The sequence below is a fragment of the Spirosoma endbachense genome (genome assembly GCF_010233585.1).
Lineage (GTDB): Bacteria > Bacteroidota > Bacteroidia > Cytophagales > Spirosomataceae > Spirosoma > Spirosoma endbachense.
In genome coordinates, this window is the sequence record NZ_CP045997.1 from 66562 (window position 1) to 78500 (window position 11939).

Here is an 11939-nt window from a genome sequence, read left to right on the forward strand (position 1 = left end):
ACTAAGCTACCTGAAATTGACCATGAATCAGACCCGCAGAACCTTTCTGAAACAGTCCACCGCCGTAGTGGCTGGTTCGCTTGCCGTGAACCTCGTCGGCTACGCCCGTAATCAGGACCACGAGATAATCGGTCATGGTAACTACCGCTACCGGGTCAATAAAGAATGGGGTGTTCTCGATCCGGCCAAAACACCGGTCTTCAATTGTCACGAAATGGTCAGTGACTCGAAAGGGCGGCTAATCATGATCAATGATGAGGTGAAGAACAATGTCTTGATTTATGATCGGTCGGGCAAACTGCTCGATTCCTGGGGAACCCGCTATCCGGGTGGGCACGGGCTGACACTGGCGAAGGAGGGCGGAGAAGATGTTCTCTTCATCACGGATTGCGGCTATTTTTTCGGAAGAGACAACAAGTGGCATGCGCAGTCAGGTGGGATTTTCAAGACAACCGTCGATGGAAGCCTTATTTTCAGTATCGGTCATCCGTCAACGATTGGCGTTTATAAGCCAGAACAAAAGTTTATGCCAACGGAAGTGGCTGTGGCACCCAATGGCGATTTTTATGTGGCCGACGGCTATGGCTCTGATTACATTATCCAGTACAATCACCAGGGTCAGTATATCCGGCATTTTGGTGGACATGCCAACGCTAATCCTGATCATAACCTCAACAACGCACATGGCGTAGCGGTCGATTTGCGCCAACCGAATCATCCTAAGCTCATTTGCACATCGCGGGAGGATAACGCATTCAAGTTTTTTACGCTCGACGGTAAGTACCTCGAAACCGTTCAGTTACCGGGGGCATACGTTTGCCGACCCGTTGTTCACGGCGAGAATATCTACGCGGGTGTATGCTGGTCGAAATCGCGGGAAACGGGAAAACGTTTCGACAATTCAGGCTTCGTAACGATTCTGGATAAGAACAATCGAGTCGTCTCAAATCCGGGCGGAACCGCGCCAGTGTATAACAATGGCGCGCTGCAACAGCTCTTTCAGGATGGCAATACGTTTTACCACGGGCACGATGTCTGTGTGGACGAAGACCAGAATTTATACGTTTGCCAATGGAATGCCAACCGGACCTATCCCATTAAGCTGGAGCGCGTGTAGAGTAATCAATCGACCACCTGTTACATGGTCCAGATCGTTTCCCGATACTGACCGGGCGGGATACCAAACCGGCGTTTAAACAGACGTGAAAAGTAATAAATGCTCGGAATACCAACCGATTCGGCGATTTCTTTCAGGGCACTCGACGAGGTCATCATCAGGAGCTGAGCCCGTTCCAATCGCTTGTTGATGATGTAATCGACGGGGCGTATGCCCACGATACTCAGAAACAGGCGGGAGAAATAATCGGCATTCAGATTCGCATTACTGGCCAGTTGCTCGACCGTAAGCTTTTCGTGGAGATGACTGTCGATGTATTGTAAAACAACCGCCAGTTGGTGAAATCCTTTGGCCCGCTGCCGATCCTGGTCGTTTTCAGAAGCGAAAAAACGCGAAAAAAGCTGTAGCAATATACCGTGCGTTTCAACATACTGGCTTGTTGACTGGTTCGGTTTAGGCTGGTTAAAGCTCAATACTTCTGGACGATTATCGTACGTTTTAGGGTCTGCTTCTTTAATTGTTCGGCCAGGATTCAGCGCCAGCAGGCGTTCCATCAGTCGGTAATCCAGTTCATTAGCGTTCGTTTCATACGCCATTGACTTCAGGTCGTAGATCGACAAGCCTTCACTCATTTCATCGAAGAAGCTGATGTAATATTGTTCCAGAAACCGGTCGCAATGATAACGGCTGTAGGTAAAGCTCGGAATCAGGTACAGCGAGCCCGGTCTCAGCACAAATTTCTCTCCGTTGTGCCATACCCACCCTTCGCCGTCTGTGATGAGGTAAAGTCGTGAAAATGGACTGATCACGTTGTCATATTGCCATCGTTCGTCTAGCTGGATAAAGCCGATGTGAAGCAAACCCAACTTCAGATTTTTGACGATGTCGTACATGGTCGGATGAATTGTTCCGGTTTGGAGGAGTAGCTAATGTCGGATTCAGATAAACGCCGAATGACTATAAGTCGGCCATACTGACTCCCTACCCGTTTTTTGTCAAGACCAATGTCACTTCTTAGGGTCGATCACAATTGATTGCCTGCCTGACAAACGAATAATTTAAAGGTTGGGAGGGTATTCGGAATAACTCTGGTACTATTTACTGATGAAGGATCGATGCAAATAAGCTGATCCGTGCACAGCTTTTTAGTCATGATGAATAACCCGGCATTTCGCGTATCAAAATGGCCCATTTCGTATAAACTAATAGTAGCTTGTCTAGTCTGTTCGGTGTCGTCACAGGCTCAATACCCTGGACAGGCCAGCGATAAGCAGAAAGTATCCATGAAGGCCCCAATCAAAGCGTACAGCTTTAATCTTCAGGATGTTCGAATAACGAGAGGACCGTTTAAGGAGAATATGGATCGGGAAGGACAGTGGCTGCTTTCGCTACCCGTCGAACGACTGATGCATAGCTTTCGGGTTAACGCTGGTATGAATACGCCTAAACCCGGTAGCATTACCAAAATGCCGAAACCATTGGGCGGCTGGGAAGGATTGGACATGGAGTTGCGTGGACATAGTATTGGTCATATTTTGTCAGGGCTGTCATTGCAGTATGCGTCTACCGGCAATGAAGCATTCCGTAAAAAAGGCGATAGCCTGGTTATGGCTCTGGGCGACGTGCAAAAGGTATTGAATCAGGAGGGGTATCTGAGTGCCTATCCGCAACAGTACATCGATCGAACTATTGCGGCTACCAGCGTGTGGGCTCCCTGGTATACCTTACACAAACTGTTCGCTGGCCTCACCGATATGTATACCTATGCCGGTAATCAGCAGGCGCTCGACATCGAAACCAGAATGGCATCCTGGGCGGCTAAAAAACTGTCGCCACTGAGCCCGGAGCAGTTACAGAAAATGTTGCGGAACGAGTTTGGCGGTATGAATGATGCTTTTTTAAACCTGTATGCTGTTACCGCAAACCCGGATCACCTCAAACTCGCTCAGTTATTTTATCATAAAGCTGCGCTCGAACCACTGGAAAACGGGAAGGATAATCTGAATAAACTGCACGCTAACACAGTGATTCCTAAACTGGTCGGCGAAGCGCGAGACTATGAACTGACGGGTAATGAGAAAGCGAAAACGGCCGCTACTTTCTTCTGGAATACGGTCATTCGGGATCACACGTACGCCCACGGCGGCAATAGCGACAAAGAACACTTTTTTGAACCGGGAAAAATCTCGGAACACCTGACCGGTAACACCAGCGAAACCTGCAATACCTACAACATGCTTAAGCTGACCCGGCACCTGTTCACCTGGTCGGCCGACGAGAAATATGCCGATTATTATGAACAGGCTCTCTATAACCACATTCTGGGCCAGCAGGACCCTGAGTCGGGAATGGTGTGCTATTTCACTCCGATGAAACCGGGAGCGTACCGACTCTACAGCACACCCGATCAGTCGTTCTGGTGCTGTGTCGGATCGGGTTTTGAAAGCCATTCCAAATACGGTGAGAGTATTTACTACCACGACGACAAAGGCATTTACGTGAACCTCTTTATTCCGTCGGAAGTAAACTGGGCTGACAAAGGGGTGAAAATTACGCAGGAAACGAACTACCCTGAGGAGGAAACCACCCGACTGACGATTCAGACGAAGGAGACTGTTCGTATGCCGCTTTACCTCCGTTACCCTGCCTGGGCAACAGCCGGAGCGACTATAAACGTGAATGGTAAGGCCCTGAAAATTGCGCAGCAACCGGGTAGCTACATCATCATCGACCGGACCTGGAAGGATGGGGATCAGGTAGAAATTAAGTACCCAATGAGCCTACGGTTAGTCGCCACACCCGACAATCCAAAGGTATCAGCCATTGCCTACGGCCCTGTGCTGTTGGCAGGCGAAATGGGTACGGAAAATATGAAAGGCACGGCTCCGTTTCATGATCCCGAAGATCCCTATCAATATTATGGCTACGATTATACCATTCCAGCCAGCCTGAGCCATACGATCAATACCCAGGGGAAGAAGATCACCGACTGGCTGAAGCCGGTTGCCGGAAAACCCTTAACATTTGAAACCGCCAATACCACTGAAGGGAAAGTGGTAGAACTGGAACCCTATTACAAAGTGCATCGTCAACGCTACGTGGTGTACTGGGATTTGAACTAACAGGTAAGGCCCATCGTCCCGAAACACATGAAATCAGTTCTTTTTGGCATACTCGCCTGGATCACGTTATCGATCCCCATTTTCGCTCAAAAGCCGTCGCACCCCTATTTGTTCTTCAGTAAAGAGCGATTGGCGACGCTGACTAATCGCATCAAAACCGATACGGCAATTGCCCATAACTGGAACGATATCAGGCAGGAAGCCGATAACCTGCTGACAAACGGTGATCGTGGCGACGGACAGGCCCGAACGAAGATCGAGTGGTTAGCTCTGGCCTACCTGATGACCACTGAGAAGAAGTATGCCGATAAAGTCAAAGGCATACTGATTCGGTTGTGTAGCCAACCCACCTGGTCGAATCAGGAGATGATGAACCGGAATCCGCCCTGGACATCAGATCTTCAAACGGCGGATCGATGCTGGTCGGTGGCTATTGGCTACGATGCTATTTACAACACGCTCACCAAAGACGAACGGAAAATCATTGTCGATGGCGTGGTGCGAAACGGTATTAAACCAGCGCTGAATGACTGGGTTTTGCCCGAAACGCGCATCCATACGCTCAACTCGATGGGCCACAACTGGTGGAGTGCCTGCGTCGATATGGCGGGCATAGCGTCTCTGGCCATTCTCGATGACCAGCCCGAAGCCGCCGACTGGGCCGAAACGGTAATGAAGGCATCGGAAGAATGGATGCGGTTCAGTGGCGATCAGCTTCAGGCCAAGCCCAGAACGTTTGACCGTACGGGAGGCATGTACGAAAGTGTGAACTATGCCGCTTTCGGCTCGTCGGAATACCTGTTTTTTCGGCTGGCCTACACCAATACCTTTCCGGGGAAAAAACAGCCTGATCTGGGTGCCTTGAAAAAACTGGACGATTTCTTTGCGCACGTATCATACCCGCGAACGGGACCGTTGTATTCACTGAACTTTGGTGATGGTGAATTGACGGTTTCAGCCGATCGGCCGGTGAAACTGCTGTATGCCCTGGGAAGCGATAATCCCAATGATTTGTGGTATATGAACCAGCTAACAAATGGTCAGCATCGGGAGGGCCTTTTTCCGAATACGCCGATTGGTCTGGTCTACCAGCCTGACATGAGTAAGGCTCCTAAACTTCCCAATCTGGCAACTTCGGCGTTGTTTGCCGATATGAACTGGGCCAGTATGCGTACTTCATGGGAGCGGGACGCTACGATGCTGGGCGTAAAATCGGGTTATACCTGGAACCATTCGCACGCTGATGCCAACTCGTTTATCCTGTTTCACAAGGGCGAAGACATCATTAAAGATGCCGGGAATAGCTGGTATGGGTCGAAAGATTACCCGGAGTATTTCTTTCAGAGTCAGGCACATAACGTGATTTTGTTTAACGGGAAGGCACAGCCGAAAGAACAGCAGTACAACGGTTCACCGCTGAGCGGCAAACTCAGCGAGTTGATGGACGCGGGCGACATGAAATACATTATGGCCAACGGAACGGGCCCAACTTCAGCCAACTTTTCCCGGAACTTCCGGCATTATCTCTGGCTGGATAAGGTAATTCTGATCATCGACGATGTGAAAGCTTACGAAACGGGTAAATTTCAGTGGCTTCTGCATCCGGGGGGAGAGTCAAAAAAGGTTGGTGGTGATATCAGCATTGTGAAGGGAAAATCGTCAGTACTGGTACGACCGCTTTTTCCTGAAACGCTGGTACAGACGGGCTTCGATCATGATTTTCCGGAGAAAATGAAACTGACTGAAGTGACAGCGCCGAAAGCCCGCGACCCACAGCATCCGACCGAACTTTATTATTCGATTGATTACCCAGAACAGGTGAAGCAAACGAAATTCATCACGGCCATTATTCTGAAAGAATCGCCTGACGATAAAGATCTGCCAATTATTGAACGGCTGCACAGCGAAACCATGCAGGGTGTACGGATTAAACAACACGGAAAAATCTCGGAAATTTACCTGAATCTGCTGGCCGACGGTCGCATCATGCACCTCAACAGTGTGAATCAGTTCAACGGCTGGGAAACCGATGCGTATCTATTCGGAATTACGTATCCCGACCATACCGATGGGCAGCGGGGCAGCGGATCATCCCCAACCGTGGCTGGCCCCGATGAGGTAAACGACTATTTTATGGCCTACGGGAGTTATGTTCGGAAAAATCAGGAAACGGTATTTAGCTCATTGTCGAAAGTGTTTATGATGGCCCGCAAAGACGGCAATAAGCTGAATTTGATCGTGCAGGGCCAGCCGCTGATCAATGCCAGTTTCCGATTTCCGAAAACGCCCGACACCTTTATCCTCAATCATCAGCCTCTGAAGCCGGTATATGAGAAAGGGCAGTTACGGGTGCGGGTTGAGAACGGGAATTAGACCGTTGGACTTAGTAGCTTTATGCGATTGGGTCGGTCAAGCCGTTCTCCTATAAACGAAAATCCATATGCCTCATAAACTACCAAGGCGAACCTTCCTTCAAGTATCGGCATTGTCCGGTTTGGCACCCGGTTTAACGCGAAATCATCATGATCGAAACGCCGAAGAAACCGGACTCGTGTTTCTGTTTCAGGGCGACTCCATTACGGATGGGAATCGGGGCCGGAACACGGATCCAAACCATATTCTGGGGCACGGATATGCCTTTTCAATTGCCAGTCGAATCGGAGCTGACTTTCCGGAAAATGGATTCACGTTTTATAATCGGGGTATTAGTGGCAACAAAGTGTCTGATTTGGAGAAACGCTGGCAAGCCGATACGCTGGATCTTAAACCCAATGTGCTGAGTATATTGATTGGCATTAACGATACCGCTGCTGTCGTGAATAAGCCAGCCGAAGCCATGAGTAGCGAGCAATTCGAAACCGTCTATCGTCAACTGCTCACCGACAGTAAAAGCCAGAATCCGGCTACGTTGTTTGTACTGGGCATTCCCTTTGTGTATCCAGTCGGCAAGCGAAAGGAGAACTGGGAACTCTGGCGCGACGACACGACCAAACGGCAGGAGGTCGTTCGAAAACTGGCCACCGAATTTGAAGCGGTTTTGGTGGATTATCCGGCCGTATTCGACAAGGCGATGAAAAACACTCCGGCAGAATACTGGATATGGGACGGTATTCATCCGACGGTTTTTGCGCACGAATTAATGGCCAGGGAGTGGATTAAACAGGCAAGCTCGCGGCTTCGATTCCTGAAAAAATATCGGTAGAAATCCTGGAATTGGATACGAACTATCAACCCTATCATACACCAACTCAATCATCAGAAACAGCGCATTTTTTTACTTATTGTGAGAACAGAAAACGTTTTGATCCGAACCGTACTAACCATTTTACTGCTGGCTACCAGCGTTTTTGTTGCGTCGGTTTATGCCGCTCCGAAAATCTATCAGGCGACATCGCCCGATGGCAAAACCCGAATTGAACTGACGGTTAATGAACAGAAAAATCTGACCTATCGCGTTCTGTTCAACAAGGCTCCGGTGCTGGACTGGTCGGTGTTGGGTTTACAGCTTAAATCGATTAGCCTGGGACCAAATACATCGATTCTGAAGCAGACGCAGCGAACAAACAATGAGCAGTTTGCCTGGCCGCTGGGCGAAAACGATCACGTTCAGAACAAGTACAATGAGATCGTGCTGGAGTGTCGTTCCGGGGCCTTTCTGTACAAACTCGTTGCCCGTGTTTTTGATGGAACCGTGGCGTTTCGGTATGTGCTGCCGAAGCAGAAAGGATATACTAACGGATTGATTACCGCTGAGTTAACTACATTTAACCTGACAGATACGTACACCATCTATCAATACAATGAAGAAACCGTTTTCACGCCCGTTACACTCGATGCCCTGACTAAAACCTGTGATTTTCCGGCAACGCTGACCAATGGCAAACTCTTTCTCTCCATTGGTGAGGCTAGCAACGATGCATATACGAAAACGGTGTTGACCAAAGGGGCCGTAGCCAACTCGCTTGGCGTGGCATTTCACAAGGATTCGGTCAATACGGCCGCTGATTTTCAAACGCCCTGGCGAACAATCAGCGTGGCAACGTCGGCCATTGGCCTTCACCAATTCAGTGATTTGCCACTTCGGCTGACACCACCCGTGAAAGAAATGGCAAACTGGATAAAACCGGGGAAGCTTATTCGATCATCATTGACCACGCAGGCCGGGCTGGATTGCATCGACTTCGCGGTAAAACACAATTTTCAGTACATCATGTTCGATGCCGGTTGGTACGGGGCTGAATTTCGGGGTAGCTCCGATCCAACAAAGCCCATTCCAGCCATCGACATGCCGAAGGTGATTCAGCATGGTAAAGACAATAACATCGGCGTTATTTTGTATGTCAATCGGGTAGGACTTCGGGCTAAGCTGGACACCATTCTCCCACTTTACAAAAAATGGGGCGTTGCCGGACTTAAATTCGGATTCGTGGATGGACTGAGTCAGGAAGGTATAAGCTGGCTGGCGGGTGCTATCAAAAAAGTGTACGACCACGGTTTTATTCTGGACATTCACGACAACTACAAACCCACCGGCCTAAGTCATTCCTACCCGAATCTGCTCACGCAGGAAGGTATACGCGGGAATGAAAACAACCCCGACGCCTTTCATAATACGGTGTTGCCTTTTACTCGGTTTCTGGCTGGTGCGGCTGATTATACCTTTTGCTACCCAAATTCAAACCGGTTTTTCACCGATAACCTGTATAAGACTAAATTGCAGGTTAGTAAAGGGCAGCAACTGGCCTTGTCGGTCGTGTACTTTAGCCCGTTGCAGGCTATTTTCTGGTACGGAAATCCCCATGATTATAACGACGATCAGGAAACGGAATTCTTCAAACTTGTACCAACTGTCTGGAATGAAAGCCGATATTTGACCGGTGAAATTGGCAAACAGATCAGCGTGGCCCGTCGAAAAGGTGAAACATGGTATGTAGGATCGGCAGCCGGCCTGTCAGACTGGAATGGTTCACTACAACTCGATTTTCTGGAAAAAGGAAAGTCCTATACGGCAACGATCTATGAAGACGATCCGGCGGGCGGTATCAATAAGCGCACTGTTGTGGTAAAACAGGGCGATTCGTTTCCGATATCGATAAAAGCCAAAGAGGGCCAGGCAATAATGATAACTCCCCAATCGTAATGGCAACCATGATAAGACTAAGTCTTGCCTTCTCGATCTGTTACCTGCTAACGCTGGCTCTACAGGCACAATCGCTTCCATTGCCGAACCCGTTGGTTCTCAATGAGGGTAGCCGGGTTACTACGGCGAAGCAATGGCATACGCAGCGACGGACCGAACTCCTTGAACTCTTCGCCAGCGAGATGTATGGCCATTCGCCGGGCAAGCCCGCTCAGATGACATTCGTAGTGTTCGATACGGACACCAAAGCGCTCGGTGGAAAAGCCACTCGCAAACAGATAGCCGTTTTTTTTAATGGCAAACCCGATGGGCCGCGCATGGACGTGCTGCTGTACATTCCCAATCAGGTAAAAGGGCCTGTTCCGGCTATCGTTGGACTAAATTTCTGGGGCAATCACAGCATCAATTCCGATCCTGGTATTCGAATCGCTACAAGCTGGATGGAATCGAGTCGGGGGAATCCGTATATCGACGTATCCTGTGTTGTCAATCACCGCTCAACCGAATCCTGTCGGGGCATCAACGCCCGGCAATGGCCCATAGATAGCATTCTGAATCGGGGTTATGCGCTTGTAACGGCCTACCGGGAGGATATTGCCACCGATGAACCAGCCAACAAATTTACGACGGGTGTTCACCCTCTATATCCGGAATTTCAGAACCGGGCCGACAATTTCGGTACCGTTGCGGCCTGGGCTTGGGGCCTGAGCCGAATTATGGATTATCTGCAAACCGATCGGGCGATTGATAGCAAACGGGTTGCCGTGTTTGGCTGGTCGCGATTAGGGAAAGCTGCTTTATGGGCGGGCGCAACCGATCCGCGTTTTGCGCTGGTTATCAGCAACGAATCGGGAGCGGGAGGAGCCAAATTATTTCATCGCGGTGTGGGCGAAAACATCCGACGTTTATGCACTGTTTTTCCGCATTGGTATTGTGGCAATTTCAGGAAATACATGGATCAGGATACCCTGTTGCCTTTTGATCAGCATATGGTTATTTCGCTCATTGCGCCCCGCCCGGTCTATGTTGCCAGTGCACAACAGGACAAAGGATCGGACCCCGAAGGCGAATTTGAAGGAGCCAAAGCGGCCAGTCAGGTGTATCAGTTTCTGGGGACGAAGGGCTTGCCAACGTCCACAATGCCCGCCCTGAATCAATCGGTACAGGGCCAGATCGGGTATCATATCCGATCGGGTGGCCATGATGTAACCAGTTACGATTGGACACAGTATCTGCTATTTGCTGATAAACACTTTAAAAAGTAGTAGCTTCATCAGGACTAATCGGCGGATCGATCGCTTCAGGATTGTACCCATCCAGACCGGCCTGCAAACGCTGACGGATGACCCGGCGAAGCCGTTCGGGTTGGAGTACGCGCATCCCTTCGCCGAAACCAAGTATTTCTTTCTCCAGCTCAAAATTGTGCTGTACGAGCAGTTGAATCACGATGCCATCGGCGGTTCGTTCGACTACCTGTTGCGAATGGTGAAGAGGCTTGGTCTCCACATAAGGCGCGTGTAGACGGTTGACAAACAGCAGAACCTTAATAGGGCGGATGTTTTCGCTGACGGATACGCCGATAACGTCCTTGTAGTGCGCATCGGGGTCGATGCCGTAGTTGGGAACATAATCGACATCGGGGGCGATGGTTACAGACAGCATTCGATCCAGTGCCAGATTCATGATATACCCTTTCCCATCTCGAATACCCACCGCAAACCAGCGGTTTTTATATTCTTTCAGCCACCACACATGAAAGAGAAATGTTTGTGGCGATCGCGCTGAGAACGATTGATACTGAAGCTGTAGCGTACGTTTCTGAATAACAGCCTGGTACAGCTCATCCAGCCAGTGAAGACCTTTCAGGTATTCATTTTTCTCGAAATCAATGACGGGAGCCGACTTTTTAGCCGTCGAATACACATGATCTTCCAGCTTTTGAACCACTTCGTTGAGTGCCGTAAAGTGTGAAAATCCTTTGAATTGCTTCAGTACTTCAACGGCTTCGTTCATCCGCGACAGGTCACCGTCCGATAGTGGAATATTGGTGATGCTGTAAGCTGGATCTTCGTAGGTATAATATTTTTTGTCGATGATAACGATGGGGGCGAAATAGCCCAGTTTATCACTCCGCATCATCTGGAGGTCGGCCTGAACGGTGCGCCGGCTGATTCCTTTGTCGATGCCTTCGTATTCATACAAAGCTTCCGAAACCGTTTCGATCAGGTCATCGAGTGTCCACCTGCGCTGCCGATTGCGCAGACAGGCATCCAGGGTTTTGTACCGTACGAGAGCGTTTCGATTGGCAGGCATCAGGCAGTTCGCCGTTGAAATGGTTCGATTTTTCGGAAAAATGAAAAAACTTTTTGAACTACGCAAAAACATTGCGCAGCAACCACCAACCTTTGTCGGGAAGGTTCGCTGTTGCGACGGTTCTCTGGTCAATAGCTAAGCATGCGGTTGACTATGTATCACTCTGCGATAGTATCTAACTATGATTCGTTACTATAGTTTTTCGCTCAGAGACGAGGCTCGTTCATTACCTTATTTAACGTTCTAA

At 49.4% G+C, this 11939-nt stretch carries 8 protein-coding genes; 6 read left to right on the forward strand and 2 right to left on the reverse strand.

Annotation, left to right across the window (positions count from 1 at the left end; all coding sequences use genetic code 11):
* Positions 1 to 22 precede the first annotated feature (22 nt).
* A complete protein-coding gene (locus GJR95_RS00210) occupies positions 23 to 1117 on the forward strand; it encodes an NHL repeat-containing protein (RefSeq protein WP_174260174.1) in 1095 nt (364 codons plus the stop codon).
* A gap of 20 nt (positions 1118 to 1137) precedes the next feature.
* Here GJR95_RS00210 and GJR95_RS00215 read toward each other — a convergent pair whose 3' ends face one another.
* Positions 1138 to 2010 (reverse strand): AraC family transcriptional regulator, encoded by an 873-nt coding sequence (locus GJR95_RS00215; RefSeq protein ID WP_162383972.1) that lies wholly within the window; start codon positions 2008 to 2010, stop codon positions 1138 to 1140.
* 258 nt (positions 2011 to 2268) lie between these two features.
* Here GJR95_RS00215 and GJR95_RS00220 point away from each other — a divergent pair, with 258 nt between their 5' ends.
* The 5 genes from GJR95_RS00220 to GJR95_RS00240 all read left to right on the forward strand — a co-directional run bounded on the left by GJR95_RS00220 (position 2269) and on the right by GJR95_RS00240 (position 10644).
* The gene (locus tag GJR95_RS00220) at positions 2269 to 4239 is read left to right on the forward strand and encodes a glycoside hydrolase family 127 protein (protein WP_232541034.1); all 1971 of its coding nucleotides are present in this window, start codon (positions 2269 to 2271) and stop codon (positions 4237 to 4239) included.
* A 27-nt stretch (positions 4240 to 4266) separates the two neighbouring features.
* The gene (locus GJR95_RS00225) at positions 4267 to 6612 is read left to right on the forward strand and encodes a heparinase II/III domain-containing protein (RefSeq protein WP_162383973.1); all 2346 of its coding nucleotides are present in this window, start codon (positions 4267 to 4269) and stop codon (positions 6610 to 6612) included.
* 67 nt (positions 6613 to 6679) lie between these two features.
* Positions 6680 to 7441, forward strand: coding sequence for an SGNH/GDSL hydrolase family protein (locus GJR95_RS00230; RefSeq protein WP_162383974.1), 762 nt, complete (start codon positions 6680 to 6682; stop codon positions 7439 to 7441).
* 81 nt (positions 7442 to 7522) lie between these two features.
* Positions 7523 to 9379 (forward strand): glycoside hydrolase family 97 protein, encoded by a 1857-nt coding sequence (locus tag GJR95_RS00235; RefSeq protein WP_232541035.1) that lies wholly within the window; start codon positions 7523 to 7525, stop codon positions 9377 to 9379.
* Entirely contained in the window at positions 9379 to 10644 is a 1266-nt protein-coding gene (locus GJR95_RS00240) for a glucuronyl esterase domain-containing protein (protein WP_232541036.1), read from the forward strand. The genes GJR95_RS00235 and GJR95_RS00240 overlap by 1 nt, the downstream gene beginning before the upstream one ends.
* Here the strand turns inward: GJR95_RS00240 and GJR95_RS00245 are convergent.
* A complete protein-coding gene (locus GJR95_RS00245) occupies positions 10634 to 11692 on the reverse strand; it encodes a helix-turn-helix transcriptional regulator (RefSeq protein WP_162383975.1) in 1059 nt (352 codons plus the stop codon). The genes GJR95_RS00240 and GJR95_RS00245 overlap by 11 nt on opposite strands.
* Positions 11693 to 11939: the final 247 nt, after the last annotated feature.

Coding starts and splice junctions, on each gene's coding strand:
- GJR95_RS00210 (WP_174260174.1), top strand. CDS start 23: ATGAATCAGACCCGCAGAACCTTTCTGAAACAGTCCACCGCCGTAGTG.
- GJR95_RS00215 (WP_162383972.1), bottom strand. CDS start 2,010: ATGTACGACATCGTCAAAAATCTGAAGTTGGGTTTGCTTCACATCGGC.
- GJR95_RS00220 (WP_232541034.1), top strand. CDS start 2,269: ATGATGAATAACCCGGCATTTCGCGTATCAAAATGGCCCATTTCGTAT.
- GJR95_RS00225 (WP_162383973.1), top strand. CDS start 4,267: ATGAAATCAGTTCTTTTTGGCATACTCGCCTGGATCACGTTATCGATC.
- GJR95_RS00230 (WP_162383974.1), top strand. CDS start 6,680: ATGCCTCATAAACTACCAAGGCGAACCTTCCTTCAAGTATCGGCATTG.
- GJR95_RS00240 (WP_232541036.1), top strand. CDS start 9,379: ATGGCAACCATGATAAGACTAAGTCTTGCCTTCTCGATCTGTTACCTG.
- GJR95_RS00245 (WP_162383975.1), bottom strand. CDS start 11,692: ATGCCTGCCAATCGAAACGCTCTCGTACGGTACAAAACCCTGGATGCC.